The organism is Caulobacter sp. GW821-FHT11E11, from assembly GCF_058808315.1.
The window spans coordinates 145,392-172,315 of record NZ_JBXARO010000006.1 but is presented as its reverse complement, the minus strand read 5'-3'; the positions used below and the strand labels follow the sequence as shown (position 1 = coordinate 172,315).

Annotated in this window: 25 protein-coding genes and 1 tRNA gene; 20 read left to right on the top strand and 6 right to left on the bottom strand. The window is 66.7% G+C overall.

Annotated elements, in window-relative coordinates:
* Positions 1-168: 168 nt before the first annotated feature.
* The 3 genes from AC1RR5_RS16360 to AC1RR5_RS16350 all read left to right on the top strand — a co-directional run bounded on the left by AC1RR5_RS16360 (position 169) and on the right by AC1RR5_RS16350 (position 6,261).
* The gene (locus tag AC1RR5_RS16360; protein WP_492922949.1) at positions 169-1,131 is read left to right on the top strand and encodes a hypothetical protein; all 963 of its coding nucleotides are present in this window, start codon (positions 169-171) and stop codon (positions 1,129-1,131) included.
* 226 nt (positions 1,132-1,357) lie between these two features.
* A complete protein-coding gene (locus AC1RR5_RS16355) occupies positions 1,358-4,600 on the top strand; it encodes a TonB-dependent receptor (RefSeq protein ID WP_492922947.1) in 3,243 nt (1,080 codons plus the stop codon).
* A 68-nt stretch (positions 4,601-4,668) separates the two neighbouring features.
* Positions 4,669-6,261 carry an adenosine deaminase family protein gene (locus AC1RR5_RS16350; protein ID WP_492922945.1) on the top strand — a complete coding sequence of 531 codons (1,593 nt, stop codon included), beginning with the start codon at positions 4,669-4,671 and terminating at the stop codon, positions 6,259-6,261.
* 41 nt (positions 6,262-6,302) lie between these two features.
* Here the strand turns inward: AC1RR5_RS16350 and AC1RR5_RS16345 are convergent, their stop codons facing one another.
* Entirely contained in the window at positions 6,303-8,336 is a 2,034-nt protein-coding gene (locus AC1RR5_RS16345) for a DUF3857 domain-containing protein (RefSeq protein ID WP_492922943.1), read from the bottom strand.
* A 118-nt stretch (positions 8,337-8,454) separates the two neighbouring features.
* Here AC1RR5_RS16345 and AC1RR5_RS16340 point away from each other — a divergent pair, with 118 nt between their 5' ends.
* The 6 genes from AC1RR5_RS16340 to dusA all read left to right on the top strand — a co-directional run bounded on the left by AC1RR5_RS16340 (position 8,455) and on the right by dusA (position 14,846).
* Positions 8,455-8,610 carry a hypothetical protein gene (locus tag AC1RR5_RS16340; RefSeq protein ID WP_492922941.1) on the top strand — a complete coding sequence of 52 codons (156 nt, stop codon included), beginning with the start codon at positions 8,455-8,457 and terminating at the stop codon, positions 8,608-8,610.
* Positions 8,611-8,684: 74 nt separating this feature from the next.
* Positions 8,685-9,281: a TetR/AcrR family transcriptional regulator gene (locus AC1RR5_RS16335; RefSeq protein WP_492922939.1), complete on the top strand. Its 597-nt coding sequence runs from the start codon at positions 8,685-8,687 to the stop codon at positions 9,279-9,281.
* Positions 9,282-9,395: 114 nt separating this feature from the next.
* Complete coding sequence (locus tag AC1RR5_RS16330) at positions 9,396-10,007, top strand: glutathione S-transferase family protein (RefSeq protein WP_492922937.1); 612 nt, start codon at positions 9,396-9,398, stop codon at positions 10,005-10,007.
* A 250-nt stretch (positions 10,008-10,257) separates the two neighbouring features.
* Positions 10,258-12,582, top strand: a complete 2,325-nt coding sequence (locus AC1RR5_RS16325) for a TonB-dependent receptor (protein ID WP_492922935.1) — start codon at positions 10,258-10,260, stop codon at positions 12,580-12,582.
* 122 nt (positions 12,583-12,704) lie between these two features.
* Positions 12,705-13,496: a glutathione S-transferase family protein gene (locus AC1RR5_RS16320; RefSeq protein ID WP_492922933.1), complete on the top strand. Its 792-nt coding sequence runs from the start codon at positions 12,705-12,707 to the stop codon at positions 13,494-13,496.
* Positions 13,497-13,841: 345 nt separating this feature from the next.
* A complete protein-coding gene (gene dusA, locus AC1RR5_RS16315) occupies positions 13,842-14,846 on the top strand; it encodes a tRNA dihydrouridine(20/20a) synthase DusA (RefSeq protein WP_492922931.1) in 1,005 nt (334 codons plus the stop codon).
* Positions 14,847-14,848: 2 nt separating this feature from the next.
* Here the strand turns inward: dusA and AC1RR5_RS16310 are convergent, their stop codons facing one another.
* On the bottom strand, positions 14,849-15,367 hold the full coding sequence (locus AC1RR5_RS16310) for a TIGR02281 family clan AA aspartic protease (protein WP_492922929.1): 519 nt from the start codon (positions 15,365-15,367) through the stop codon (positions 14,849-14,851).
* A gap of 280 nt (positions 15,368-15,647) precedes the next feature.
* Between AC1RR5_RS16310 and AC1RR5_RS16305 the strand changes: the two genes are divergently transcribed.
* A complete protein-coding gene (locus AC1RR5_RS16305; protein WP_492922927.1) occupies positions 15,648-15,977 on the top strand; it encodes a hypothetical protein in 330 nt (109 codons plus the stop codon).
* Positions 15,978-15,984: 7 nt separating this feature from the next.
* On the opposite strand, the gene AC1RR5_RS16300 is transcribed toward AC1RR5_RS16305, so the two are convergent.
* On the bottom strand, positions 15,985-16,203 hold the full coding sequence (locus tag AC1RR5_RS16300) for a DUF1289 domain-containing protein (protein ID WP_492809996.1): 219 nt from the start codon (positions 16,201-16,203) through the stop codon (positions 15,985-15,987).
* Between the two features lie 93 nt (positions 16,204-16,296).
* Here AC1RR5_RS16300 and AC1RR5_RS16295 point away from each other — a divergent pair, with 93 nt between their 5' ends.
* From AC1RR5_RS16295 to AC1RR5_RS16275, 5 genes are all read left to right on the top strand, one after another.
* Positions 16,297-16,656, top strand: a complete 360-nt coding sequence (locus AC1RR5_RS16295) for a hypothetical protein (protein WP_492922925.1) — start codon at positions 16,297-16,299, stop codon at positions 16,654-16,656.
* A gap of 80 nt (positions 16,657-16,736) precedes the next feature.
* Positions 16,737-17,618 (top strand): nicotinate-nucleotide--dimethylbenzimidazole phosphoribosyltransferase, encoded by an 882-nt coding sequence (locus AC1RR5_RS16290; RefSeq protein WP_492922923.1) that lies wholly within the window; start codon positions 16,737-16,739, stop codon positions 17,616-17,618.
* A gap of 151 nt (positions 17,619-17,769) precedes the next feature.
* The gene (locus tag AC1RR5_RS16285) at positions 17,770-18,984 is read left to right on the top strand and encodes an acyl-CoA dehydrogenase family protein (RefSeq protein WP_492922921.1); all 1,215 of its coding nucleotides are present in this window, start codon (positions 17,770-17,772) and stop codon (positions 18,982-18,984) included.
* Positions 18,985-19,087: 103 nt separating this feature from the next.
* Positions 19,088-20,227, top strand: coding sequence for an acyl-CoA dehydrogenase family protein (locus tag AC1RR5_RS16280; protein ID WP_492922919.1), 1,140 nt, complete (start codon positions 19,088-19,090; stop codon positions 20,225-20,227).
* 424 nt (positions 20,228-20,651) lie between these two features.
* On the top strand, positions 20,652-20,789 hold the full coding sequence (locus tag AC1RR5_RS16275) for a hypothetical protein (protein WP_454718656.1): 138 nt from the start codon (positions 20,652-20,654) through the stop codon (positions 20,787-20,789).
* Positions 20,790-20,873: 84 nt separating this feature from the next.
* Here AC1RR5_RS16275 and AC1RR5_RS16270 read toward each other — a convergent pair whose 3' ends face one another.
* Together AC1RR5_RS16270 and AC1RR5_RS16265 are read right to left on the bottom strand one after the other, a co-directional pair.
* Complete coding sequence (locus AC1RR5_RS16270) at positions 20,874-21,188, bottom strand: DUF8200 family protein (RefSeq protein WP_492922917.1); 315 nt, start codon at positions 21,186-21,188, stop codon at positions 20,874-20,876.
* A 105-nt stretch (positions 21,189-21,293) separates the two neighbouring features.
* The gene (locus AC1RR5_RS16265) at positions 21,294-21,902 is read right to left on the bottom strand and encodes an LOG family protein (RefSeq protein WP_492922915.1); all 609 of its coding nucleotides are present in this window, start codon (positions 21,900-21,902) and stop codon (positions 21,294-21,296) included.
* 71 nt (positions 21,903-21,973) lie between these two features.
* On the opposite strand from AC1RR5_RS16265, the gene AC1RR5_RS16260 reads away from it, so the two are divergent.
* The 3 genes from AC1RR5_RS16260 (at position 21,974) to AC1RR5_RS16250 (ending at position 25,135) form a co-directional block, all read left to right on the top strand.
* Positions 21,974-22,777: a hypothetical protein gene (locus tag AC1RR5_RS16260; protein ID WP_492922913.1), complete on the top strand. Its 804-nt coding sequence runs from the start codon at positions 21,974-21,976 to the stop codon at positions 22,775-22,777.
* Positions 22,708-24,633, top strand: coding sequence for an ABCB family ABC transporter ATP-binding protein/permease (locus tag AC1RR5_RS16255; protein WP_492923389.1), 1,926 nt, complete (start codon positions 22,708-22,710; stop codon positions 24,631-24,633). Before AC1RR5_RS16260 ends, AC1RR5_RS16255 begins: the two co-directional genes overlap by 70 nt.
* Positions 24,634-24,697: 64 nt before the next feature.
* The gene (locus AC1RR5_RS16250) at positions 24,698-25,135 is read left to right on the top strand and encodes a VOC family protein (RefSeq protein ID WP_492922911.1); all 438 of its coding nucleotides are present in this window, start codon (positions 24,698-24,700) and stop codon (positions 25,133-25,135) included.
* Between the two features lie 3 nt (positions 25,136-25,138).
* Here AC1RR5_RS16250 and AC1RR5_RS16245 read toward each other — a convergent pair whose 3' ends face one another.
* Positions 25,139-25,531: a hypothetical protein gene (locus AC1RR5_RS16245; RefSeq protein ID WP_492922910.1), complete on the bottom strand. Its 393-nt coding sequence runs from the start codon at positions 25,529-25,531 to the stop codon at positions 25,139-25,141.
* 173 nt (positions 25,532-25,704) lie between these two features.
* On the opposite strand from AC1RR5_RS16245, the gene AC1RR5_RS16240 reads away from it, so the two are divergent.
* Both AC1RR5_RS16240 and AC1RR5_RS16235 read left to right on the top strand, forming a co-directional pair.
* A complete protein-coding gene (locus AC1RR5_RS16240) occupies positions 25,705-26,409 on the top strand; it encodes a glutathione S-transferase N-terminal domain-containing protein (RefSeq protein ID WP_492922908.1) in 705 nt (234 codons plus the stop codon).
* Positions 26,410-26,627: 218 nt separating this feature from the next.
* Positions 26,628-26,702, top strand: a tRNA-Asn gene (locus AC1RR5_RS16235).
* Positions 26,703-26,924 lie beyond the last annotated feature (222 nt).

Below are 26,924 nucleotides of genomic sequence, written 5' to 3'. Positions count from 1 at the left end.
GGTTTCAGCGCCCCGGCTTCCGCCGCGAGGCCGGAACCTCTGCGTAGCGTTACGGGCTGAGTTGGGGAATTTGCGATCATGTTGAACTTGTCCGTCTGGACACGCCGCGTTCTGGTGGCCGCAGCCCTCGGAGGCGCGATGGCGACTTCGGCGTTGGCGCAGGCGCCCATGTCGCCACCTGCCACGGCGACGGCCGCCGCGCCTATCCCGATCCGTGTCGTCGTCGTCACCGCCTATGCGCTGGAGGACAAGGCCTGGATGGCCGAGGCGCCCCAGACGCTGGACTTCCCCAACGGGGTCGCGCCGCTGGGCTACGATGCCGCGAAGGGCGTCCTGATCCTACGGACCGGCGTGGGCACCAACCATGCGGCCATCACCACCTTCGCCCTCGCGACCGATCCGCGCTTCGACCTTTCGAAGGCCTATTGGGTGATCGCCGCGATCGCAGGGGTCAATCCGGACGAGGCTTCGCCGGGTTCGGCCGCATGGATCGGCAATGTCATCGACGTCGACTTCGGCAAGTGGGTCGACCCGCGCGAGGCGCCGCCTGAGTGGACGGGCGGCTATCCGCCGTTCCAGCCGCCGCGCGCCGACCGCCCCAACAGCGTCTACTATCCGCTCAATATCGGCCTGCGCGACTGGGCCTATGGGCTGACGAAAGACATCCAGCTTCCGGACACCGAAGCGCTGAAGACGGCGCGAGCGCGGTTCTCCAGCTATCCGAACGGCGCCAAGCCGCCCTTCGTGCTGACCGGCGACGAGATCTCCGGCCAGGCCTACTGGCATGGCGCGATGCTGACCAAGCGCTACGCCAAGCTGACCACCGACTACAGCGGCGGCAAGAGCCGGTTCGTGATGACGGCCATGGAGGACACTGGCGTCGCCAACGCCTTGCGTCGGCTCACCACCGTGGGCAAGGCCGACTACAATCGCCTGATCGTCCTGCGCACGGCCAGCAACTATTCGCAGCAGGCCCCGGGGGAGGGGCCGGTCGACAGTATGAACCGTCCTTATGCCGGCGTTGGCGACGCCGCCGCCTATGCCGCGCATGTCGTGGCCGGGAAGGTCGTCGACGAGCTGTCGGGCCACTGGACCGTCTACCGCGACAAGGTTCCCGGCGACGGGAAGTAGCGACCTGAAACGGCGGACCGATCCTTTGCGGTCGGTCCAGCCGCGAGGACGCGCAAAGCGTCCCGACCCCGGGGGAAACCACCAGAGACCCTGACCTCGTGGTCCGCCGCGCGCCTCGTCGCGCATCGGCGTGACCAGGGCGTGGTCAGGGCGAAGTGGGCGTAACGGCTTCAGTTCGGTGTCGCACGGGGGGAACCGGGGCGCACCACCTTCAGAGGGGACACACATGCGACATCTCTACGCCGCGAGCGCCATCGCGCTCGCCTTGTCGGCCACCGCGACAGCGGTTGTCGCTCAGGAAACGACCTCCGCGATCCGCGGTTCGGTGACCGCCGGCGGCGCCGCTGCCGTGAAGGCCAGCGTCACCGCCGTGCACGAACCTTCGGGCACGACCGCCAGCGCCACCACCAACAGCGCCGGCGCCTTCAACCTGACCGGCCTGCGTCCAGGTGGTCCCTATACCGTGACGGTGACCGTGCCGGGCTTCGCGCCGGTGACCTCGCAGAACCTGTTCCTGAGCGTTGGCCAGCCCTACCTCCTGCCGGTCGCCGTCGGCGACACCCAGGTCGACGAACTGGTAGTCACCGCTTCGCGCGCGGAAAAGAGCGGGCCCCTGGTCACGGTGTTCGACCGCGACAGCATCGCCAGCGTCGCTTCGGTCTCCCGCGATATCCGCGACATCGCCCGTCGTGATCCGTTCGCGTCGTTCAACCCCAGCACGCGCGGCGTCTCGATCGCGGGCCAGAACGGCCGGACCAACCGCTTCTCGGTCGACGGCGTGCGCTTCTCGGACAACTTCGGCCTGAACCAGGGCGGCCTGCCCAGCGCGCGCGGCCCCATCCCTCTGGACGCCGTCGAGCAGCTGTCGGTCAAGATCGCGCCCTACGACGTGTCCGAAGGCGACTTCCAGGGCGGCTCGATCAACGTGGTCCTGCGGTCGGGCGGCAATCGGTTCACCGGCGCGGGGACCTACACCTACTCGAACGACGACCTGATGGGCACGAAGTCCAAGGGCGCGGCCTTCGCGCAGGAGATGACCTCCAAGACCTACGGCGGCTTCCTCTCGGGTCCGATCATCAAGGACAAGCTGTTCTTCGCCTTCGCCTACGAGAAGCTTGACGAGACGGTGCCGTCCGTCTTCGGCCCGCCCGGTTCGGGCAACGCCGTGCCCAACCTGACCCAGGCCCAGATCGACCAGGTTAGCTCGATCGCCAAGAGCGTCTACGGCTACGACACGCTGGGCGTACTCACCAGCCGTCCGGAGACGGACAAGAAGTGGACGCTGAAGCTCGACTGGAACATCACCGACAATCAGCGCCTGTCGTACTCGACCATCCAGAACAAGGGCGAGACGGTGGCGCTCAGCGGCGGCAGCTCGTCGGCGACCTCGCCGGGTCTGGGCCTGGGCTCCTACGCCACCCACGAGCCCGAGCGGGTCGAGACCCACTCCCTGCAGCTCAACTCCACCTGGAGCAACGCCTTCAGCACCGAGCTGCGGGCCAACTATCGCGACTCGATGAAAGCCCCGATTTCGTTCGGCTCGCCGGGTTATAGCGATATCACCGTCTGCCTCGACCCGGTCGCGGTCGGGTCGTTGAACCAGTGCACCCAGACCGGCACGCCGCGCCTGGTCTTCGGCACCGAAGCCTTCAGCCACGCCGACATCGTCGGGCAGAAGCAGTACGGCGCCGAGTTCATCGCCCGCTACAATCTCGGCGACCACGCCTTCAAGGTGCACGCCGCCTATAGCCGGCTGAAGATCACCAACACCTTCGTCGCCAACTCGCTGGGCACCTACTATTTCGACTCCCTGGCCGACTTCCAGGCGCGCCAGGCCGGCCAGCTGCTGTTCCAGTATTCGATCACCGGGTCGCTGGCGGATGTCAGCGCCAGCTTCGACTATGACCAGCTGACCTTCGGCGCCCAGGATAGTTGGGACATCACGCCGGACCTGAACGTCACTGCTGGCGTGCGTTTCGACGGCTACGAGATGAAGGACAAGGCGCCGCTCAAGACGTCGTTCGTCAATCGCTACGGCTTTGCCAACAACGCCAATATCGACGGCAACATCGTCGTGCAGCCGCGTGTGGGCGTGACCTGGCGGGCGACCGACCGTCTGACGGTCCGCGGGGGCTTTGGCCTGTTCAACGGTGGTTCGCCGGACGTCTTCGTCGGCAACAGCTTCTCGAACGCGGGCGTGTTCACCAACACGGTCACGATCGGGCGCGCCGTCGGCGCCACCGGCTGCACCATTCCGGTGACGGTGACCAACGCCGCGGCGATCTGCGCGGCGGCTCTGAACAATGTGCAGGGCAACAAGGTCGATCCGCTGGTGCTGGGCTACCTGCAGACCAACACCGCGGCTCTGGGAGCCTCGCCGACGTCGTTCTTCCTGCCCAGCTTCAAGCTCCCAGCGCAATGGAAGACCAACCTGTCGGTCGACTACGTGGCGGATCTGGGCGAGCGCCTGGGCGACGGCTGGCGCTTTGGCGGCGACCTGTTCTACGGGCGCGCCGACTCCGCGGCCTACTACACCGACCTGCGCCTGACCCGCGTGGGGACGGCGCCCGACGGTCGCCCGATCTACGCCGACACCTACACCAACACGGCCAACAGCGACCTGGCCATGCTGAGCACCGACAAGGGCAAGTCGATCATCGCCGTCGCCCGCGCCAGCAAGTCCTTCGACTTCGGCCTGGACACCGGCATCAGCTATACCTACTCGGACGTGAAGTCGCTGTCGGACATGGGCAGCTATGCCTCGGGCGGCTCGACCGCCAGCGGCACCTACGGCGGCCAGCCGATGGGCGATCCGAACCAGCCCGCCTATGGCACCTCCAGCTATGAGGTGCGGGATAACTGGAAGTTCAACGTCGACTACGAGCACGCCTTCTTCGGCGACTACAAGACGCGCTTCAACCTGTTCGGCGAGCTGCGCTCAGGCTCGCCCTACAGCCTGACGATGAACACCACCTCGTCCAACAGCCGCTCGACCCTGTTCGGCACGACCGGCGGCACCAACCGCTACCTGCTGTATGTGCCGGACGTGTCGAGCATGACCGCCGACTCCAAGGTCAGCTACGCATCGACGGCGGTCTACGAGGCGTTCCGCGACTTCGTGCGGGCCAACGACCTGAGCCAGGGCATCATCGGCAAGAACACCGAGAAGTCCCCCGACTACTTCAAGGTCGACCTGCACGTCGAACAGGAACTGCCCGCGCCGTTCCTCGGCTCGGCGCGCTTCAAGCTGTTTGGCGACGTTGAGAACCTGCTGAACCTGATCAACAGCGACTGGGGTTCGTACCGGACCTACAACCCGCTGACCTCGGTGGTGAACGTCGCCTGCGCTCAGCAGGCCGGCTCCAGCTGCAATCAATACTCCTACACGGCCTTCACGGCGCCGACCCTGCAGGCCAACGCGCAACTGGGCGTCTGGCGGGTACGCCTGGGAGCCCGCTTCGAATTCTAGGTTTTACAGCTTAAGCATCGGCCTCGGCGTTCGCGCCGAGGCCGTTTTCGTATGAGGGGGAGCGTGTGATGTCCGCATGCATGAAGGGTCTTACGGCCATGTTCGTCGCCAGCTGCCTGGCGTCGGCCGGTCCGGTCATGGCCGCGACGCCTGCGGATGCTCAGCTTGACGCGATCTTCGCCAAGGCCGCCGCGTCGCCGCCGTTGCTGCGCATTCTGCTGACCAAGATGCCTAAGGGCGCGGACCTGCATAACCACGCAGGCGGCGGCACCTATGCCGAGGACTTCATCACCTGGGCGGCGGCGGCCGACGGATGCTTTTCCAAGGCCAGCCAATCTCTAGTCCCGGCGCCGTGCGGCGACTCCGGCTCCGATCTGGTCGCCTTGAAGGGCTTGCCCGAGCGTGATCCCGACCTCTACAGCGACATCGTCGATGCGCTTTCCACCCGCCGCTTCGAGCAGGGCGTGGGCGAGCCCGACATCTCCGGTCACCGGCGCTTCTTCCGCACCTTCGGTCGTTTCGGCAGGGGTGGGGGCGTGGATCGCGGCGTGAATATTCAGGCCGAGGCCCTGCGTCAGGCCGCGCTCGACAACACGCTGTATCTTGAGCTGATGGCCGGCTCCAGCGCCTCGCGCGCGGTGGTCGAGGCCTCGGTCGCCATCCCCTGGGCCGATCCGTGGATACGGACCGCCGACGGCGCACCGCCCGAGCGCCTGGATCCCAAGATCCTGCAAGCGCGTCTTGATCAGCTGAAGCTGACGATCGCCAGGGCCTTGCCGGCGGCGACAGCCGTGGCGGACGCCAACGACAAGGCCATCGCCGCCCTCAATCGCTGCGGAACCGCAAAGCCCGAGCCGGCGTGCGATGTCACGCTGCGCTATTTGCTGTCGATCTCGCGCCAACGTCCGCCGGAGGTGGTGTTCGGCCAGATGGCCGCCGCCTTCGCTTTGGTGAAGGCTGATCCCCGCTATGTCGGCATCAACATCCTGGAGCCCGAGGATGGCCCGGTGTCGTTGCGGGACTACCGGCTGCACATGCGCCTCTTCGCCTTCTTCAAGGCGCTCTATCCCGATGTGCCCTTGACCTTGCATGCCGGCGAGCTGGCGATGGGCCTGACGCCGCCGCGCGACCTGCGCTTCCACATCGCCGAGGCGGTCGAGATCGCCGGCGCACGGCGCATCGGCCATGGCGTCGACATCGCCTACGAGGATGACGCCGAAAAGCTGCTGTCGCGCATGGCCCGCGACAAGGTCGCCGTCGAGATCAACCTGACCAGCAACGACGTCATCCTGGGCGTGAAGGGCAAGGACCATCCGTTGGCGCTGTATCTGGCGGCTGGTGTGCCGGTGACCTTGTCCACCGACGACATGGGCGTCGCACGAAGCGATCTGACCCAGGAATACATGCGCGCGGCGCTGGAGCAGGGCGTGAGCTATGGCCGACTGAAACAGATGTCTCGCGACAGCCTGACCTATTCGTTCCTGCAGGGCGTGAGCCTGTGGGATGGACCGTGCCTGGGCGTCAGTGGCCCGACGCCGCCAGCGGCCTGCGCGGCCGTGCTGAAAGCCAGCCCCAAGGCGCGCGACCAGTGGCGCCTGGAACGAGCCTTCGATGGCTTCGAGATCAAGATGAAGGCCATCGTATCGGAACTCGCTCCATAGGCGCGAGGCGGCCCTACCTGTTGAAGCGTGAATTTCCAGAGCTACCTATCAGCGCTTTTCGGCGTGGCCGCGCACGGGACGTCCTCGGCTGTCCAATCGAAGTCATAGGTAGCCGGCACGGTCTCTCCGTTGCCAACGGACGCTTTTCGCCCGGTTGGCGCGTAGGCGATCCAACCCATGCTGTTGTCGAACCCGGCGATGCGGGAATTGTCATGCTGGGCCGTCGCGGCGTCGATCTCCGCCTGCTCAATCCTTGATCCACGGACCATACGAATGGCCCCGTCGCGCAGCTCCCACGCGCGGTAGTAGTTTCGACCAAACAGACGCGCGTCATAGCTTGCCGTCGACGACCATTGCCTTGCTTGTGTCGAGGTGGGCAACCGCACCGTCGTTACGTGGCAGGTGTATTCAGGCGTGGTGTAGAAGGGGGCGTCCTTGTTCCGATCAGCCGCCCGAACACGTCGCTCGGGCGGGCTGAAGCCGCCGCCAGGCAGCGACAGCGATTTCGCGCCGCCGCCGTCGTCATCCCAGTCGACTGCGCCGACCCCGCTGATGGTCAGGATGCTGGCCTCGGCCTTCTCGTCATAACGCCATTGGACGTCATCGATCGTCTGCCACGTCTCTCCCACGGCGCGTTGACGAAACACTTCCAGCAACTGTCCCGAGGTCACGGTCGAAAACTGCAACTGCTCCTGAAGTCCTGGCACACCCCGGACAATACGCGTCGAAACGATGCGTGCCGGCTTGTCAAAGCCGGCCCGTGCGTCGATCTCGAACAGATTGATCTCGTCGGGCGTTGTCAGGGTCCTTGGCGGCAGCCTTTCCAAGGCGCTGCCTTCAGTCGTCAACGGCAGCCCCCAACTCAACGGGAAAACCGGACGTGCACTTGGCTGCGCCACGGGGGGCAGCGTTCCATCCAGCCAATAGGTCGCGCCGTCTATGCGCGCGCGCACCAGGACGTGATCGAAAAGCTGCGGGATGGGCAAGCGCTGGTCCAGACCATCGTCGCCTTCCGAGCTGACGAGCACCGGCTCGGCCTCTATCCCAAGCTCTCGCAACAGCGCCAACAGGAGCGAGGTCTTGCCCTTGCAGTCGCCGTACCGGCGCTGCCAGGTCTCGTCGGCGGAAGCCGGGGTGAGATTGCCGCTATTGAGGCCTACATAGACGTACCTTACGTCCTGCTGGACCAGCTTCAGCGCGGCGCGCGCACGGTCTAGAGGCTGTGCCTGAGACGCCGCGATGCGCGTTGCCTCGCGCTTGACGGCTGAGTCGGCGGCCAGGGTCGCCGCCTTCGCATAGAGCGGTGCGAAGTGACGCGAAATCGACGCCCAATCGCCAAAATCAGTGAACTCCACCACACGCTGCCACTGATAGCGAGGCGGCGCATCCTTCGGCGCGGAGACGGTCGCCGGATTGTCGATCCGGAAGTCGACCGCGCGCTCGCCCTTGACCATGACCGCAGACATGTCGGGGGTCATCTTCAGCTTGGGCTCGCGCCCCGGATCCCAGCTGAGCCCAAGGTGATAGCGGCCCGGCGAAGGGCTTGGTGCGATCATGAGGAGCCCGGCCTGCCGCCGTTTCAGCGTGGGATCGCTGATGAAGGTCGTGAATTCGATCTCGAGCTCGTCCCCGACCCTTAGGTCAGGGACACGAAGAACGGCCGTTAAGATGCCGTCGAGCCGAGCCTCTTCAAGTTGTCCCTCGCGCCGTAGAACCTCGAATGAGGCTTGGCTCAAAATATCGGTTACTTGGCCATCGCGGATAATACCGATCTTATGGACGATCGGCGCGCCCGCCTGGGGGTTCCAGGCAATCGAGATGTTGCCGAGCGACAATGCGGCCGATTGCAAGATCTTGATGCGAGAGGCGAGAAACTGCGCCTGTCCCTGATCGCTGAGATGAATCTCTGCATCCTGGCGGCGGATGAACACAGGACCATCGACCGTGTTCGGTACAGGCAAGAGCTCGGACTGCGTGGCCCAATCAGGGGCTGGGCCTCGGCGGACCTGATCCGATTGTGCATACGCCGACGTTCCGACGAAGACGGACGTCAGCATCAATAGCAGTACGCGCACTCAGCTTCTCCCCAGCCTTCGGCCATTGTGGCATCGACAACCTACGGTTCAAGGCACTTTTCCTTATCGACCTCTGGCCGTGAGGGGGCGGCGCCGGTTTTCTCGACCTAGGTGCTGAATGTCGAGTTCCTGGAAGAGCGCCAACGGCCGGGCCGGCCTGATGTTCGCGCAGGGCTTTAGTCTCTTCGTGGTCGCTTGCTGCATGGCGGCCGGTTCGCTGCTGGCCGCGCTGGCGGTCCTGGCCTTGCCAAGCAGGCCGACCCGCGTCCAATAGGTCGTCCTGCACACCCTTGCTACTTCGCGCGCCATCGCGCCAAAAAGGGGGATGGGCGGAGTTTCGATGCGGGCATGACCCAGACACGTTTGAAGGGGGCGGAACGACGCGAACGCTTCCTGGATGCGGCGGCGCAGATCGTCATCGAGCAGGGCGTCGCGGCCGTCACCATGGATGGCGTGGCCGCGCTCACGGGTGTCACCAAGGCGCTGGGCTATCGCTACTTCAGCGATCGTGACGACCTGCTGACCGCGTTGTTCGACCGCGAGACCCAGATCTATGTCGAGCGCCTGGCGACCGAGGTCGGCCCGGCCTCCACCTTCGAGGAGTGGGTGCGCGGCGCCTTGAAATACTGGTGCCGCCGGGCGGATGAGCGCGGCGAGCTGTTCCTGCGGCTGGTCCGGGACTGCGGTCCCCTGGCCGAACGCGCGCGCGCCAACCGAAAGGCCGACGCCGACGCCTGGGCGCTGGGCCTGCAGAGAGCCTTCGGACTGCCCGCGCGGCAGGCCAAGCAATATGCCTGGTTCATGGTCGCCGGCACGGCGGGCGCGCTGGACGCCCGCGATGGCGATGACGAGGCCATGATCGACGCGATCACCCTGGCGGTGGTCGCCGGCGCCAAGGCCCTGGCCCAGAAGTACGGCGAGCCTCGCCCCGCCAAGACCGCCTGAAGCCTTCCGGCGCAGACGACGGTTGCTCCCGCAGTTAAGTGACGATACCGTTACTTAACTGCGGGGCGTCGAGACCCCGCGCACGGCGTAAAGCCGAAGGGGAGGCGACCACACGTGAAGCTCTATGGCGAAGACAATCCCGCGCCCAATCCGCGCCGGGTCCGCATCTTTCTGGCCGAGAAGGGCCTGGCCCTGGAGCAGGAGCGCGTGCCGCTGGGCGAGCGCGCCCACAAGGCCGCCGGGTTCCTGGAAAAGAACTCGTTGGGTCAGGTGCCCGTCCTGGAGCTGGACGACGGTACGTTCCTGAGCGAGAGCGTCAGTATCTGCCGCTATCTGGAAGGCCTGCACCCGCAATCGCCGCTGTTCGGCGAGACCGCCCTGGAGCAGGCGACCATCGACATGTGGATCCGGCGTATCGAGTTCCAGCTGATGGCGCCGATTGCCCACATCTGGCGGCACACCCATCCGCTGACCGCCGGCCTGCTGACCCAGTACAAGGATTTCGGCGAGTCCAACCGGGCCCATGCCGACCGGATCTACCGCTGGCTGGATGGCGAGCTGGCCGACAAGGCTTTCATCGCCGGCCCCGCCTACAGCATGGCCGACATCGTCGCCCAGACCACGGTGGACTTCGGGCGGATGATCGGCGTCGCCATCCCCGAGGATTGCGGCCACGTCCTCGCCTGGCTCGACCGCGTCACCCAGAGGCCCAGCGCGGCAGCCTGACGAACAATCGTTCGAAAGCGGTTGTCAGGTTCACTAAGTGACGATAGCGTTACTTAAGCGTTTGGGGCCCGGACGCTGATCCACACCCCGGCGAGCCGCACGGTTCGCCCCGCCTTCAACGGCCGTCTGCGGACGGGCGGCGAGGGCGTGCGCCCGACAGATCACAAAAGAAGCCGCGCAGCGGCTCAAGGAGGAATGCGCCATGCCCTTCCAACCCCGCTCTTCGCGAGTTCTGAGGACGGATCTGCTGATGGGGGCGTCGGTCGGCGTCGCCGTGATGTTCGCCGCCGGCGGCGCCTTGGCCGACGATGCGTCGCCGCGCGCCGCCACACCTGTCGTCACGGTCGACGAGATCACGGTCACCGCCCAGAAGCGGGCCGAGAACGTCCAGGACGTGCCGCTGGCCATCACCGCCGTGCGCGGCGAGGCGCTGGCCTCCATGAACATCACCCAGCCCCAGCAACTGTCGCTGATCGACCCCAGCGTCCGCTTCAAGCAGAGCCTCAGCAGCAGCGCCTCGGGCCTGACGATCCGTGGGGTCGGCACCAGCAGCTTCTCGGCGGGGATCGAGCAGAGCATCTCCACCGTCGTCGACGGCGTGGTGCTGGCCGATCCCGCCAGCCTCGCCACCCTGGCCGATGTCGAGCGCGTCGAGATCCTGCGTGGCCCGCAAGGCATGCTGTTCGGCAAGAACGCCTCGGCGGGCCTGGTCCACTTCATCACCAACCGGCCCAAGCTGAACGAGAACAGCGGCCAGCTGCACCTGCAGTACGGTGAGCGCGGCGAACAGGTCCTGCAGGCGATCGGCAATCTGGCTGTCAGCGACACCCTGGCCCTGCGCCTGGTGGCCACGCACAACCAGCGCGACGGTCTGATCCGCAACCTCGCCAAGGACAACGTCTTCACCGACCCCCAGGACGTCAGCACCCTGACCCTGAAGGCGCTGTGGCGGCCGAGCGACGACCTGACCGTCTATTTCTCGGCGGACCGCACCGACAACGACGCCTTCTGCTGCTCATCGACCTGGCGCAAGGTCACGCCGGGCTACGCGCCGGCGGTGACCAACGCCCGCTACGGCATCGTCGCGGGTCCCAAGAACCTGCAGGTCGCCGCCAACGGCCCGTCGCAAGGCAAGTCGACGGCCCAGGGCGGCACGCTGCAGGTCGATTACGGGCTGGGCGACCTGACCCTGACCTCGATCAGCGCCTATCGCTCGGTCAAGCGCGAGGCCTTCTATGACGGCGACCTGACGCCGGTCAGCTATGTCGACACCAACGGCGGGGCAGGGAAGACCGACTGGCTCAGCCAGGAACTGCGCCTGACGTCGCCGATCGGCGAGCGGCTCGACTATGTCGCCGGCCTTTATCTCTACCATTCCAAGGCTTCGTCGCTGATCCGCCAGCGGGGACAGCTCAGCTGGATCACGCCCGCGACCAATGGCGTGGTCGTGCCGATCATTCCCGGCGCGCCGCTGGGCACGATCTTCGAGACCTCGACGGTCAACGACATCAACTCGACCAGCTTCGCGGGCTTTGGCCAGGTCGGCCTGCACATCACGTCCAAGCTCGATCTGATCGCCGGAGCGCGGATCACACGCGACGAGATCACCCTGGACTATCACCGCGCCCCGACGCCCGGCGCGGTCTACATCCCCGGCTCGATCACGCTGGATCTGCACCAGGAGGTGGAGAACACCAACACCTCGTGGCGGATTGGGCCGCGCTACAACTTCAGCGACGACATCATGGCCTATGCGACCGTGTCGCGGGGCTACAAGGGCCCGGGCTTCAGCGGCCTGAGCGCGGCCAACAGCCTGGCCGACCAGCGCGTGCAGCCCGAGATCCCGACCAGCTACGAGGCCGGCGTGAAGGCCGCCTTCCTGGATCGCCGCCTGATCGTCAACGCCAATGTCTACGCCACCACGGTCAAGAACTTCCAAGCCCAGGTCTCGGACCTGACCAGCGCCACCTACTCCTCGCGGATCACCAACGCCGGCGAGATCAAGACGCGAGGCTTCGAGGCCAACCTGATGGCGCGGCCGGCGAGCGGTCTCAGCCTGACGGCGGGTCTCGCCTATACTCACGCTCGCTATGCCGACTTCAACGGCGTGCAGTGCTATTTCGGCCAACCCAAGATCGCCCAGGGCGGGCCGTGCAGCGCGCCGCCGGCCACCCCGACTTCGCTGGACGGCTTCTTCAACGCCAAGGGCCTGAGCCTGGCGGGCGTGCCCGAGTGGGTCTACGGCGTCAGCGCAGTCTATGAGCGGTCCTTGACCCCAGGCCTTCGCGGTTTCCTCCAGGCCAACTGGAACTGGCAGAGCGACATCAACTACTCGATCAGCGGTGACCCGGGGACGATCCAGAAGGCCTATGGCCTGCTCGGCGGCCGCATCGGCGTTTCGGCGCCGGACAAGGCCTGGAGCGTGGCGCTGTACGCCAGCAACCTGCTGGACAAGCGCTACGCCGCCCAGATCACGCCGTCGCCGGTGACCGCCCTGAACCCCGGTGGCTACGTCCAGTACTTCAGCCCGGACTCCGTGCGCCGGGCCGGGATCAGCCTGGACGTCGCCTTCTAGAACCCGCTCGCGCAGCGTTCTTGCCGGCGCTGCGTAAGGGGCGGGACGACCAGCGCGGGCGCCGCGGCTGCAGACGTCTCGCCCCGCCTTCCTCAATTACGTCATCTCTCTGGGAGAGCCCTATGAAACAGTCCATGGGACGCCGCGCCTCGCTGGGCGCTCTGGCCGGCCTGGCGGCCGCGCCGCTGATCGCCTCGAGCGCCAACGCCAAGCCGGGCAAGCCGCTGCCGCCGATCACGATCTACCATCTGGAGGGCCGCCGTTCGGAGCGGATCGTCTGGCTGATGGAAGAGCTGGGCTTTCCCTATGAGCTCAAGTTCAAGCGGGGCGACCTGGCTGGCTCCATGGCCCTGATCCGCGAATTCAGCCCCGTCGTGCCGATGGCCCCGACCGTGAAGTACGGCGACCAGGTGCTGGTCGAGTCCGGCGCGATCATCGAACTGATCCTGGGCCGCCATGCTCCCGGACGCCTGCAGCCGGCGCTGGATAGCCGGGACTACCCCGACCACCTGATGTGGATGCACTACGCCGAGGGCAGCCTGGCCGCGCGGCTGTTCTCCGACTATCGCGCCTGGACTGCCCAGCCGCCCAAGCAGCGCTCTCGCCTGGTGGACTCCGAGGCCGTCGTGCAGTTCGCCGAGAACTTCCTCGCCCAGCATCCCTGGTTCGGCGGCGCGGCCTTCTCCGGCGCCGACATCATGATGATGTTCCCGCTGAACGCCGCGACCGGCCTGAACCTGGTCGAGGCGTCGCAGTTCCCAAACGTGGCGGCCTGGAAAGCGAAGATCGAGGCGCGTCCCGCCTACCAGCGCATGCTGGCCAAGGCGCGCCCGGACGGCATGATCGGCGGCCTGCCGCGCTTGCCGCAGCATGCGCCAGCGGGCCCTCGTGAGACCCCGAAAGCGCCCGGGTAGATAAGCTGGGAGGTGTCTGCGGTGTGTTGGTTCGTCCCCGGAAATGGCCTCCGCAGCCGAATGTCCGTTTTATGGAGGCAAACCACTCTCGGATCTTCAAGCCTGGGCGGTCGCCGGGGCCAAGCGCTCAACCGCCGAGCCAGGCGGCCATGCAGCGCCCTCGCACTGGCGGAAATAGCCAGTCTCGTCGGCAGGCTGCACACACCGGTCGTTCGTGTGCAGCCGGGCCCGAAATTCGGCATGTAATTGCACACGAAAGTCCTCTAAGTGATTGAAATCACACGCCAGTCGGTCCGTCCGTCACGGCGTGATTTTTGAAAAACTTATTCAATAAATCAAAGACTTATGACGAAGTTCTCCGTAGCCCCAATGATGGACTGGACCGATCGGCATTGCCGGTCGCTGCACCGCGTGCTGTCCAGCCGTGCGTTGCTCTATACCGAGATGGTGACCAGCGGCGCGGTGGTGCACGGGGATCGCGAGAAGCTGCTGGGCTATGACCCCGGTCAGCACCCGGTGGCGCTGCAGCTGGGCGGGTCGGATCCGGCCGAGCTGGCGCAGGCGGCGCGGATCGCGCAGGACTATGGCTATGACGAGGTCAATCTGAACGTCGGCTGTCCGTCCGATCGGGTGCAGAGCGGCCGGTTCGGGGCGTGCCTGATGCGCGAGCCGGATCTGGTGGCCGAGTGCATGGCCGCGATCAAGGACGCGGTGACGATCCCGGCGACGGTGAAGTGCCGGATCGGCGTCGACGACCAGGATCCGGAAGAGGCGCTGTTCACCCTGGTCGACGCCAGCGCGGCGGCGGGGATCACGGGCTTCGTGGTCCATGCCCGCAAGGCCTGGCTGCAGGGGTTGTCGCCGAAGGAGAACCGGGACATCCCGCCGCTGGATTACGAGCTGGTCTATCGGCTCAAGCGCGAGCGGCCGCACCTGTTCATCGGCATCAATGGTGGCGTGCCCGACATCGACGCGACGTTGGAGCACCTGGCGCGGGGCGTCGACAGCGTGATGCTGGGCCGCGCGGCCTATCACGAGGCCGGCCTGCTGGGCGAAGTCGATCGGCGGGTGTTCGGCATGGATGTCGCCGATGTCGACAGCTTCGAGGCGGTCGAGCGCTACAAGCCGTACCTGGCGCGCCAGCTGGCGGCGGGCGTGCACCTGGCGGCGATGAGCCGGCACATGCTGGGCCTGTTCCACGGCCTGCCGGGCGCGCGGGCATGGCGGCGCATCCTGACGGTCGAGGGCGTCAAGGCGGGCGCGGGGCTGGATGTGGTGGATCGGGCGCTGGACGCCGTGCGCGCGGCCTTGGCGGCGCGCGAAGAGCGGGCTGAAGCGCCCGCCGCCTAAGGCTACGGGTGCAGGATCAGCGAGTTCGGGGTGGCCTCGAACCGCGACAGGCGGCCCAGATAGCTCATGCCCAGCAGCGAGTTCTCGAGGCCCTTCTCGATGACCAGGGCGTCGACGTTACGGACCTTGGCGCCGGCGATGGCGACGCTGGCCAAGTGCACCGAGGCGGCGCGGGTGCGGCCGTCGGCGGTGATGACGTTGTAGTCGTAGGTCAGCTTGCTGGTGTCGATGCCCAGGCGCTGGGCGTCGGCCATGCTGAGCGAGACGGCGGTGGCGCCGGTGTCGACGAGGAAGCGCACGGCCTTGCCGTCGACGGCGCCCTGGGCCCAGAAGTGGCCGTCACGATCCTTGGTGATCTGGGCCGCGCCGCCTTCGGCGCCGCCCAGGGTGGCCGAGGCGGCGTTGGGGGCGCGAAGCTCCGGATGGCGCAGGTCGTCGAGCGAGACGACGGCCTTGGCCGCGCCTACCGCCGACAGGGCGCCCACGAAAGCGATCGCCGCGAACCTCAACATAGAAGACACCCTCGCCATACCGGCTTTGAGACCGCTTCTGCGGCCGTTACCTAAATCATTAGCAGGGAGGCGTTTTCAAGGCGTGAATCGGCAATGCGATTTTCACACCATGGTTACCAATATCATAACAAATATAGTTCTGTACTGAACGGTGTTCATATTACACCGATTTAACATTACGCATTACATGGATGTAATGCTTTTCATGTCTTGGAATTAACTTCGGAAAACTTTGGAGCGGCGTTATCTCTCCCGTCGACAATAAAGTGGCTTATCGAGGGAAAACGCCATGAAAACGCTGATCATCGCGACTGTCGCCGTCGCGTCGTTCGCCAGCGCCGCCAACGCCGGCTCGGTCACCAATTTCCAGTTCCTGGAAGCCGCGCGCTGCCGTGGTCTGGCCGGTTCGGAGAACCTGGGCAAGCTGGACACCGCCGCCCTGGACACCTTCCTGCGCACCGAGGGCAGCGCGCGCGAACTGGCCGTTCGCACGTCGGCCCAGAAGAAGATCCTGTCGGCCGCCAAGGAAGCCGACGGCGCCGACGGCGAGAAGAAGGCCAAGCTGCTGGCCGAACGTGACGGCGCCTGCGCGGCCTATCTGGGCGGCGGCGCGAAGTAAGCGGGCTCTAGCCCCCGGTGGCCGCCATCAATGCGGCCATCGGATCGGGGCGATCGGGGAGGGCGGCCATGATCGCGGCCCGCTCCTCGTCGGTCAGCCTGGCCCAGCCGGCGATCTCCGGCAGGGTCCGGCGACAGCCCAGGCAGTAGCCCGTCGTTCCGTCGACCGCGCAGACCTTCACGCAAGGCGTGACGATCGGGCGGGGTGGGGCGGCGGGGGCAGTCATCAAGAACAGTTTTGAGCGTCCAAACGCCCGAGCGCAAGCATCGGCGGCGAAAGCCTCCTCGCGCCCGGATCACACCAGAGAGGGAGACCTTCCATGCGCAAGTTCATCGCCATCGTCCTGACCGGCGCGGCTCTGTCGGCCGCCGCGGCGCCGGCCTTCGCCGCCGACCGCTGGAGCGACGCCGAATATCTGAAGGCCAACCGCTGCCTGGGTCTGGCCATGTCGGCCGACCTGGGCGCTCTCGACGCCTCGGCCCTGAAGGCCCAGATCAAGGACCAGGGCAAGGGGCGCGACATCGTGATGCGCGATCGCGGCGACGGCATGCGTGACGACGCTCGCCAAGCCGGCAAGACCCGCAACGAGACCGTGAAGGCCAAGTTGCTGGCCGAGCGCGACGGCGGCTGCAAGACCTTCATCGGCACGTCGGTCGCCACGTCGGGCGCTTCGTCCTAAGGCCTTGTCGTCCTGAAGGCTTGCCCTTCTGGAGCCGTTCTGGGGTTGCTTTGAGCGCGGACGGGTTTAAGTCCGCGCTCATGACCGCTTCCCCGTTCGCCGACATCCGCCAGCTCGCCGTCTCGCCGCCCGCGCCGGGCCCATCTCCGACGCTGGAGCAGGGCGGACGCCTGGCCGAGATCGCCGCCTGGCTGACCGCCTGGAGCGGCAAGAGCCCGCCGGCCGTCAACCGTCCGGTCGTGGCCCTGTATGCTGGGGCGCGCCAGGGCGTCGGGCCGCGCGGCTATGCCCGCGACCGCCTGGAGGCCATCGCCTCGGGCGGGGCCACCGTCTCGCGCCTGGCCGGCGTGCAGGGCGCAGGCCTGGAGGCCTTCGACCTGGCCATCGACCGTCCGTCGCCGGACTTCGTCGGCCAGGCCTCGATGAGCGAAAAGGAAGCCGCCGCCACCATGGCGTTCGGCATGGAGGCCCTGGCCAAGCAGCCCGACCTGCTGATCCCCGGCGTCATCGTCGCCGAGGCCGCCCGTACGGCGGCCGCCGTGTGCCTGGCCCTGTTCGGCGGCGAGGCTTCGGACTGGTCGGATGATCCCGAGCCCGTGGCCGCCGCCGTGGCGCGCGCCAAGGCCGAGGGCATGGGCGACGACCCGCTGGAGATTCTCCGCCAGCTGGGCGGCCGCGAGACCGCCGCCGTCGTCGGCGCCATCCTGGCGGCCCGCACCCAGAAGATCCCTGTGCTGCTGGACGGCTATGCCGCCTGCGCGGCCGCCGCCGTGGTGCGTGCCGTCGAGCCCAGCGCCATCGACCACTGTCTGGCCGCCCATGTCAGCCCTGCCAAGGGCCATGCCCGGCTGCTCGAAATCCTCGACAAGCGTCCGCTTCTGGCGCTCGATACGGTCGACGAGGAAGGGGTTGGCGGCGCCTCGGCCCTGGCCCTCGTCAAGCTGGCCTGCGAGGTCCGCTAGGGCTTTAGGGGGCGGGTATAAGTGAACGCGGATAACATTCGCTTCCGTTGACGCTAACGTCATCTTTCCAAACGCTCGTTCGACATCTATCGTGGCGCCGAAACTCAAATAACGGCCTCCCGCAGAGGGGCCGATTGAACGGGAGCCCGCCATGAATCTGGACTTCTCGCCCGATGACCTCGCCTTCCGCGACGAGGTCCGCGCCTTCATCGCCGAGAACTATCCGGCGGGCCTGCGGGAGAAGCAGGAAGAGGGCGAGGAGATGGCCAAGCACGATTTCCTGTCGTGGCACCGCACCCTCGCCAAGAAGGGCTGGGTCGCCCCGGCCTGGCCGGAAAAGTACGGCGGTCCGGGCTGGACCTCGGTGCAGCGCTACATCTGGTCGGAAGAGACCGCCCGTGCCGACTGCGTGCCGATCCTGCCGTTCGGCATCAACATGGTCGGCCCGGTGATCTACACCTTCGGGACTCCTGAGCAGAAGGAACGCTTCCTGCCGCCGACCCTGTCGGGCGACATCTGGTGGTCGCAAGGCTACAGCGAGCCGGGCGCCGGTTCGGACCTAGCCAGCCTGAAGACCAAGGCCGAGCGCTTCACCGGCGACGACGGCAAGGAATATTACCTGGTCAACGGCCAGAAGACCTGGACCACCCTGGCCCAGCACGGCGACTGGATCTTCTGCCTGGTCCGCACCGACCCGACCGCCAAGATCCAGGAAGGCATCTCGTTCCTGCTGATCGACATGAAGTCGCCCGGCGTGACCGTGCGTCCGATCATCACCCTGGGCGGCGAGCACGAGGTCAACGAGGTCTGGCTCGAGAACGTCAAGGTGCCGGTCGAGAACCGCATCTTCGACGAGAACAAGGGGTGGACCTGCGCCAAGTTCCTGCTGGCACACGAGCGTAGCGGCATCGCCGGCGTGGCGCGCTCCAAGCGCGGCATCGAGCGCATCCGCCAGATCGCCTCGACCGAGCTGTCGGACGACGGCGACGCGCTGATCAAGGATCCGATGTTCAAGCGCAAGGTCGCCGAACTGGAGATCGACCTGACGGCATTGGAATATACCGAGTTGCGCACCCTGGCGGGGGAGGCGGCGGGCAAGGGTCCCGGTCCGGAATCGAGCGTCCTCAAGATCAAGGGCACCGAGATCCAGCAGCGGATCACCGAGCTGGTTCTGGAAGCGGCCGGCCACTACGGCGCGCCGTACTTCCGCGGCTTCCCGAAGGACGGCGACAACGCCCACCCGATCGGTCCCGACTTCGCGCACCGCGCCGCGCCGACCTATTTCAACGTCCGCAAGACGTCGATCTACGGCGGCTCCAACGAGATCCAGCGCAACATCATCGCCAAGATGGTGCTGGGGCTCTAGCGCCCGCGACCCAACCGGGCCGCCGCGCGGCCCGGACTTCGCTCTCTCATGATTTCAACGACCCGGCCTTGATGCTGGGCGACAGAAGAACGGAAACCCAGGGATGGATTTCAACTTCACCGAAGAGCAGTCGATGGTCCGCGACACGGTCGCGAGCTTCCTGCAGGACAAGTACGACTTCGAGACCCGCCGCAAGATCGTCAATTCGGACGCCGGTTGGAGCGCCGACTACTGGAAGGCCTTCGCCGAGGAGCTGGGCATCCTGGGCGCCTCGTTCAGCGAAGAGCTGGGCGGCCTGGGCGGCGGCGCCATCGACAACATGATCATCATGGAAGAGTTCGGTAAGGCGCTGGTCATCGAGCCCTATCTCGGCTCGGTCGTCATCGGTGGCGGCTTCATGAAGCACTCGGGTTATGCGGGCGCGGCCTCGGTGATCGAGGGCATCGTCGGCGGCACGACCACCGTCGCCTTCGCCTATGCCGAGCCGCAGGGCCGCTACACCTGGCAGGACCTGAAGACGACCGCCAAGAAGGACGGCTCGGGCTGGGTCCTGAACGGCCACAAGGCCGTCGTGGTCGGCGCGCCGTTCGCCAGCCACCTGATCGTCACGGCCCGCACGGGCGGCGCCCAGCGCGACGCCGGCGGCGTCGGCGTGTTCCTGATCGACAAGAGCCTGCCGGGCGTCGTGACCCGCGACTATCCCACCGTCGACGGCAACCGCGCCTCGGAAGTCTATTTCGAGAACGTCTCGGTCCCGGCCGACGCGCTGATCTCGGAAGACGGCCTGGCCCTGGTCAACCAGGTGATCGACGAGGCCACCGCCGCCGTCGGCGCCGAGGCCGTGGGCGTGCTGCGCAAGCTGCACGAAGGCACGCTGGACTACGCCAAGCAGCGCAAGCAGTTCGGCACCTCGATCGCCAACTTCCAGGTGCTGCAGCACCGGATGGTCGACATGTTCATCGAGGTCGAGCAGTCGGTGTCGATGATCTACATGGCCACCATCAAGGTCGACGAGAGCGCCGCCGAGCGCGCCAAGGCCGTCTCGGCCATGAAGGTCCGCATCGGTCGCGCCTGCAAGTTCGTGGGCCAGAACGCCATCCAGATCCACGGCGGCATGGGCATGACCGACGAGCTGTCGATCGGCCACTATTTCAAGCGCGCCAGCCTGATCGAGGGCCTGTTCGGTTCGGTCGATCACCACCTGAAGCGCTACGAATCGCTGTCGTTCGACGCTGCTGCATAGGCGCGATAGCCGAAAGCGGCCGCCGGTTTCGGCGGCCATCGCGCCTCAAGTGTAGAGCAGCGTACGGACCAACTGGTCTAAACCAGACGAGCCGCCTGCGTCATGCCGACGCGGGCGGCTTTTTTGTGCGCGGTCGGCGGGAGCGGAAACGTGGAGGGCGCTTGGTGGTTGCAATATCAAGGCCAGGTCCCGCAAAGCCTTGCTATGCTTCGGATAGCGCCAAAATGCACCGTGTACTGAGTAAAAAATTGAGCCAAATCAGTGGGCTGCGACCGGATCGTCCGCAGGCTGATATGCTCCTTATACGGATTATTTTTGCTTGCAGAGCGCGGCAATGGGCGCATCCTAGGCTCTGACGCGCTGACGACTAGGAGGGTGAAAACCCCTGTAAGCCGCGCGCGTCTCCTGGTCCTAACGGCTATGTCTGGGAGACGCCGCCATGAACGTATCGAAGATGAACCACGCCATGTTCTCGTTCGCCCTGCTGGGCGGGATGCTGGTGGGAGGTCGGCCGAGTTCGAAGCCGCCCAAGTCGCCGTCCACGAAGTCCGGACGCAAGTAAGCGCGTAAAGGGTCCCACACCCTCAAGAAAAAGGCCTCCGCCAGTCCTTGGCGGAGGCCTTTGCTTTTTTCACCCTTGAGAGCCTCAGCTCTTCTTGGCGGCCGTGTTGCAGTCGGCGATGCCGGCTTCGTCCAGCGACTTGCCGCGATAGTTGAACGCGGTCACTTCACCCACCTGGCCCGCCACGCGGCGGCAGGCGCGGCCGATCGGCAGGGACGGAACGGTGAGCGCGCTGCAGGCGTCTTCCTTGCAGCGCCACACCGAACCTTCGTGGATGAACTGTTCGGTCGTGGTGGCGGTCTTCAGTTTCAGCGAGGCGCTCTGGGTGTCGGCGGCGTTGGCCGAACCCGCGAACATCAGGGCGCAGGCCGTCAGGCCCGCGAAGATAGCGGTACGCATTTTCCTTAGTCTCCTATCCCCGCGCCGAATGGGAGATCCGGCGCATGAGTCCGCGAGGCCTTGCATGCCGGCGAGCTCATGCGGATAGTGCGTTTCTTTTGAAAACTAAGTCAATGGGCGAAGCGTTGCCGGAGCGCCTGCTTGGTAGATTTCTTCGTCCCAGGCCAGCAGGGTGGGGGTGACGTCCTCCGCCTTCTCGACCGCGCGCCAGGCGTTGGCCAGGCTGGGCGGGGTCAGGCGCGCGTCGATCGTGTGGCGGATCAGCTCGAACAGCGGATCCCAGAAGCCGCCGGGGTTATGGAACACAATCGGCTTCTGGTGAAGATCTAAACGGCGCCAAGATAACAATTCCACGATCTCTTCCAGGGTGCCGATTCCGCCGGGCAGCACGACGAAGGCGTCCGAGCGCTCGAACATCATCATCTTCCGCTCATGCATGTTGTCGACGACGACGGTCTCCACGTCGTCGAACGGCTGCTCGCGGCCGCGCAGGAAGGTCGGGATGATGCCCAGCACCTTGCCGCCAGCCGAGTGCGCCCCGCGCGCGGTGGCGCCCATCAGGCCCACGCCGCCGCCGCCATAGATCAGTTCCAGGCCCGCTTGGGCGAAGCTTTCACCGATCGCGAAGGCGTCCGAGATGTAGCTGGGGTCGGCGTCGTTGGACGAACCGCAATAGACGCAGACCGATCCCAGGCGGCTAGACTCGTCGGTCATCGTCGTCCACTCCACACAAGACGAAGGCGCGCGGGCTCGCGCGCCTTCGATACGTTCCTATTTGAGGCCACATGATCAGGATTCGCTTCCGGGCATTCAAGCCGCAGATCCTCGCCATGGGCCTCGTCGCTGGATTGGCCGCCTGCGGACCCAGCACGCCCGTCGCGCCGGCCAAGGGCGACCGGCTCGACAGCGCCGAGGCGGGCTATGTGGCCCCGCCGACCGTGGAGTCCGCGCGCCAGGCGGCGAACGGCCTCTCGCTGGCGGGCAAGGGCGCGCCGGACTCCGACCTGCGGATGGGCTCGCCGACCGGCGAGGTGGTGATAGGCCGGGTCGACGCCGTGGGGCAGTGGACCGTCACGGTGCCCAACGCGCCCGGCGTGCGCCTGTTCGGCGTCTCGACCACCCACGAGGGCCGCACGGTCCAGGCCGAGGGTTATGTGATGGTCGCCGAGGGTGGCGAGGTCGCCCTGCTGCGGGCCGGCGCGGGCGCGTTGCGCCTGGCGGAAGCCTCGTCGTCGCCGCGCATCCTGACCGTCGACGTCGATCGCGGCGGCGGCGCCGTGGTGTCGGGCGTAGCCGCGCCCGGGGCAGGCCTGAATGTCCGCGTCGACCGCATCACCCAGGGCGGCGCCCGCACCGACGACAGCGGACGGTTCTTCATCTCGCTGCGGGGCTTGCTGGCGCCCGGCGTCCATGACATCCAGGTGGCGGGCGAGGGCGGCGAGAACGCGGTCTCGGTCGTCATCACCCCGGCGGGCGCGCTGTCCTATGGCCCGGTCCGCGCCGAGCGCGCCGCCAATGGCTGGCGCGTCGACTGGATGACGCCCGGCGGCGGCGTGCAGTCCACCTATCTGATCGGCGCGGCGCGATGAGAGGCATGGGCGGCCCGCAAGCCCGCGGGGCCACGCCGGGCGCGATCGCCAGTCCCGACCAGCCGGTCCGCTTCTGGCGGGCGATGGGGGACCTCTTCCAGCTCGTTCTGCGCTCCAAGGCCCCCGGCCTGCGCTGGCGGGTGACGGTGGCGCTGTTGCTGACCCTGGCCGGCAAGGTGCTGGGCGTGGTGGCCCCGCTGATGCTGGGCAAGGCGGTCAACCAGCTGTCGGCCGGGCAGGGGGCGGCGGCTGCCGTCACCTGGGCCTTCGCGGGCCTGGCCATCGGCTGGGCGCTGATCCGCTTCGTCTCCGCCGCCGCGCCGCAGGCGCGCGACACCGTCTTCACGCCGGTGGCCCAGGCGGCCCAGACACGGGCGGCGGTCGAGACCTTCTCGCACGCCCTGTCGCTGTCGATTGACTTCCACCAGTCCAAGCGCACCGGCGCGCTGTCGCGAACGATCGATCGTGGCGCCCGGTCGATGGACTTCCTGCTGCGCAGCCTGGTCTTCAACCTGGCCCCGACCGGCATCGAGCTGGTGCTGGCCGCGATCGTCCTGGCCAAGGCCTATGACTGGCGGTTCGCGGCCGTCGCCCTGGCGACGGTGGGGGTCTACGGCTACCTGACCTTCGCCATCTCCGACTGGCGGATCGGCCACCGCCGGGCCCTGAACGAGGCCGACGCGGAAGCGGCGGGCCGGGCGGTCGACGCCCTGCTGAACTACGAGACCGTCAAGTCGTTCGGAGGCGAGGGCCGGGCGGTCGGTGGCTATGAGCACGCGCTGGACGTCTATGGCGAGGCGCAGATCAAGGCGACCAACTCGCTGAACCTGCTGAACCTGATCCAGTCGGCGGTGATGAGCCTGGGCCTTGGGGCCATGGCCGTGCTGGCCGGCGCCGAGGCCGCCGCCGGCAAGATCGGACCCGGCGACGTCACCGCCGCCGTGCTGATCCTGATCAATCTGTATGCCCCGCTGAACATCCTGGGCTTTGCCTATCGCGAGATCCGCCAGTCGCTGATCGACATGGAGGCGATGCTGGAGCTGCGCCGCCAGACCGCCGACGTGGCCGACGCCCCGGACGCCCGTGACCTGCCGCCCTGCGCCGACCAGCGCGGCGGCGCGGTGGCCTTCGAGCAGGTCTCGTTCCGTCATGGGGCGCGGTCGGAGGGGCTGTCGGACGTCACGCTGAGCGTCGCGCCGGGGACCACCGTAGCCATCGTCGGCCCCTCGGGCGCGGGCAAGACCACCCTGGTGCGCCTGGCGCTGCGGATGATCGATCCTCAGGCGGGGCGCGTGACCCTGGATGGCCATGACCTGCGCGACCTGAAACAGGCCTCGCTACGCCGGGCCGTCGCCCTGGTGCCGCAGGACGTGGCGCTGTTCAACGACACCCTGGCCGCCAACATCGCCTTCGCCCGTCCGGAGGCCTCCGAAGCCGAGGTCTGGGCGGCGGCCGAGGCGGCGGAGTTGGGCGAGTTCATCCGCAACCTGCCCGAGGGCATGGCGACCAAGGTCGGCGAGCGGGGCCTGAAGCTCTCCGGCGGCGAGCGTCAGCGGGTCGGCATCGCCCGGGCCCTGCTGGCCGAACCGCGCGTGCTGATCCTGGACGAGGCCACCAGCGCCCTGGACAGTCGCACCGAGGCGGCGATCCAGGCGACCCTGCGCAAGGCCAGGGCAGGGCGCACGACCCTGGTCGTGGCCCACCGCCTGTCGACCATCGCCGACGCCGACGAGATCGTGGTCCTGCGCCGAGGCAAGATTGTCGAGCGCGGCCGCCACGAGGTCCTGCTGGACGCCGGCGGCGAGTACGCGGCCCTGTGGCGTCGCCAGACCCGCGAGCGCGAGCCGGCCGTTTAGTGGATTTCGCGGGGTAAGGCTGAGGTCTATATCCAGCCCTCGACGATCTAGAGGGAGTTTCGTCTTGCGCTATCAGCACAGCATGGTCCGCGTCCGCGATCTGGACGCCTCGTTGCGGTTCTTCTGCGAGGGTCTGGGCCTTCGCGAAATGCGCCGCATGGAAAGCGAGAAGGGGCGTTTCACCCTGGTCTTCCTGGCCGCACCCGGCGACGTCGAGCTGGCCGAGGACCGCGACGGCCCGATGGTCGAGCTGACCTACAACTGGGATGACGAGGACTACGGCGGCGCCCGCAACTTCGGCCACCTGGCCTATCGTGTCGACGACATCTACGCCGCCTGCCAGCGCCTGATGGACATGGGCGTGACGATCAACCGTCCGCCGCGCGACGGCCACATGGCCTTCGTCCGTTCGCCGGACGGCATCTCGATCGAACTGCTGCAGGAAGGCCATCTGCCGCCGACCGAGCCTTGGGTCTCGATGCCGAACATCGGCGCCTGGTAAGGACTAGGCGCGGGGGCGGGCCAGGTCCTCAAGTCGCCGGCGCGGGGCGTCGGCGATGCCGATCCACAGGATGCGGGCCAGCTCGAGCCGATAGGCGGTGGCGTAGCCCGTGACGAACATGCTGGCGACGCCGTCCATCAGGGCGCGTGACAGGTCCTTGCGGGCCAGGATCGCCTTGCGGTCGACCGGCGCCTCGCTGTCCGAGGCGGCCACGCGCCTGTCGACCTGGATCGCCGCCCGGATGGCCAGGCCGATCAGGGCCGGCATCTGGCTGATGTCGCCGCGAATCTTGGCCTGGACCTCGGACTTGCCCGGGCCGACGGGCGCCAGATTGAAGTCCAGCGCGCCCATCACGCGTTCCAGCGTGGCGGGCCAGTGGTCGTCGGCGGTTGTCATGGTGAAGTCTGGCCCCCCCGAGCCTTATGTCAGGCTATCCGGATAGCGATGTTCGCGGACGGATCAAATGGCGCGAATTGTCCTCTCCTCGTTTTGGGTCGGCTCTGGAAAAACGGCGGTCGGCTCTCCAAATGCAACCGGCGCCGTTGCGAGCATCAAAAGAGGTTCCCCGCATGTCGGATCTGTCCGCCTTCCCGATCACGAAACGCTGGCCGGCCCAGCATCCCGACCAGATCCAGCTCTATTCGCTGCCGACGCCCAACGGGGTGAAGGTCTCGATCATGCTGGAAGAGACCGGCCTGGCCTACGAACCGCACACCATCGACATCGGCAAGGACGAGACCTGGGGTCCGGAGTTCCTGTCGCTGAACCCGAACGGCAAGATCCCTGCGATCATCGATCCCGACGGTCCGGGGGGCAAGCCGCTGGGCCTGTTCGAGAGCGGCGCCATCCTTGTCTACCTCGCCGAGAAGACCGGCAAGTTCCTGCCCGCCGATCCGGCCGCGCGCTACGAGACCCTGCAGTGGGTGTTCTTCCAGATGGCCGCCATCGGCCCGATGTTCGGCCAGGTCGGCTTCTTCCACAAGTTCGCGGGCCGCGAGTACGAGGACAAGCGTCCGCTGCAGCGCTACGCCACCGAGTCCAAGCGCCTGCTGGGCGTGCTGGAAAGCCGTCTGGCCGACCGCCAGTGGATCATGGGCGACGACTACACCATCGCCGACATCGCCACCCTGGGCTGGGTGCGCAACATCAACGGCTTCTACGGGGCCGGCGAGCTGGTCGACTGGGCGTCGCTGAAGCACGTCCCGCGCTGGCTGGAAGCGGGCCTGGCCCGTCCGGCTGTGCAGCGCGGTCTCGAGATTCCCAAGCGCCCTTAGCCTGGGGGCGCGCGCCCCTGCGACCAAATGGCCATGGCGTTAAGAATTAAGGTCTCGTTAACCATAAATCGCTGATTTTAAGCGTGTCTTCTTTGAAGGCGCCCACATCACTGACTTCTACAGCCCGGCCGCAAAGCCGGGCTGTTTTTTTGAAATTAGGCGCTTGCGTTGGCGCGGTGAGGCGGCTATCACCCGGCTTCTTCAAAAGAGCGACCTGTTCCGCGGTAGCTCAGTGGTAGAGCAGCCGGCTGTTAACCGGCTGGTCGTAGGTTCGAGTCCTACCCGCGGAGCCACTCTTCTTCCTTGCTCGGTCGAAGATCCCCCACATTCAAAACCGCATCGTCTCGCCGGTTTTCGCCGTGCGTTTTTGATCGAAGCGTCAGTGATTTCGCCGCTTGCGCCGACTCGGCGAGGCGGCTATCAACCCACCTCTTCTTGAGAGCGACCTGTTCCGCGGTAGCTCAGTGGTAGAGCAGCCGGCTGTTAACCGGCTGGTCGTAGGTTCGAGTCCTACC

Bases quoted from the DNA above. Each gene is read 5' to 3' on its own strand.
- AC1RR5_RS16360 (WP_492922949.1), top strand. From the start codon at position 169: ATGTCGCCACCTGCCACGGCGACGGCCGCCGCGCCTATCCCGATCCGT.
- AC1RR5_RS16355 (WP_492922947.1), top strand. From the start codon at position 1,358: ATGCGACATCTCTACGCCGCGAGCGCCATCGCGCTCGCCTTGTCGGCC.
- AC1RR5_RS16350 (WP_492922945.1), top strand. From the start codon at position 4,669: ATGTCCGCATGCATGAAGGGTCTTACGGCCATGTTCGTCGCCAGCTGC.
- AC1RR5_RS16340 (WP_492922941.1), top strand. From the start codon at position 8,455: ATGTCGAGTTCCTGGAAGAGCGCCAACGGCCGGGCCGGCCTGATGTTC.
- AC1RR5_RS16335 (WP_492922939.1), top strand. From the start codon at position 8,685: ATGACCCAGACACGTTTGAAGGGGGCGGAACGACGCGAACGCTTCCTG.
- AC1RR5_RS16325 (WP_492922935.1), top strand. From the start codon at position 10,258: ATGGGGGCGTCGGTCGGCGTCGCCGTGATGTTCGCCGCCGGCGGCGCC.
- AC1RR5_RS16320 (WP_492922933.1), top strand. From the start codon at position 12,705: ATGAAACAGTCCATGGGACGCCGCGCCTCGCTGGGCGCTCTGGCCGGC.
- dusA (WP_492922931.1), top strand. From the start codon at position 13,842: ATGACGAAGTTCTCCGTAGCCCCAATGATGGACTGGACCGATCGGCAT.
- AC1RR5_RS16305 (WP_492922927.1), top strand. From the start codon at position 15,648: ATGAAAACGCTGATCATCGCGACTGTCGCCGTCGCGTCGTTCGCCAGC.
- AC1RR5_RS16300 (WP_492809996.1), bottom strand. From the start codon at position 16,203: ATGACTGCCCCCGCCGCCCCACCCCGCCCGATCGTCACGCCTTGCGTG.
- AC1RR5_RS16295 (WP_492922925.1), top strand. From the start codon at position 16,297: ATGCGCAAGTTCATCGCCATCGTCCTGACCGGCGCGGCTCTGTCGGCC.
- AC1RR5_RS16290 (WP_492922923.1), top strand. From the start codon at position 16,737: ATGACCGCTTCCCCGTTCGCCGACATCCGCCAGCTCGCCGTCTCGCCG.
- AC1RR5_RS16285 (WP_492922921.1), top strand. From the start codon at position 17,770: ATGAATCTGGACTTCTCGCCCGATGACCTCGCCTTCCGCGACGAGGTC.
- AC1RR5_RS16280 (WP_492922919.1), top strand. From the start codon at position 19,088: ATGGATTTCAACTTCACCGAAGAGCAGTCGATGGTCCGCGACACGGTC.
- AC1RR5_RS16270 (WP_492922917.1), bottom strand. From the start codon at position 21,188: ATGCGTACCGCTATCTTCGCGGGCCTGACGGCCTGCGCCCTGATGTTC.
- AC1RR5_RS16265 (WP_492922915.1), bottom strand. From the start codon at position 21,902: ATGACCGACGAGTCTAGCCGCCTGGGATCGGTCTGCGTCTATTGCGGT.
- AC1RR5_RS16260 (WP_492922913.1), top strand. From the start codon at position 21,974: ATGATCAGGATTCGCTTCCGGGCATTCAAGCCGCAGATCCTCGCCATG.
- AC1RR5_RS16245 (WP_492922910.1), bottom strand. From the start codon at position 25,531: ATGACAACCGCCGACGACCACTGGCCCGCCACGCTGGAACGCGTGATG.
- AC1RR5_RS16240 (WP_492922908.1), top strand. From the start codon at position 25,705: ATGTCGGATCTGTCCGCCTTCCCGATCACGAAACGCTGGCCGGCCCAG.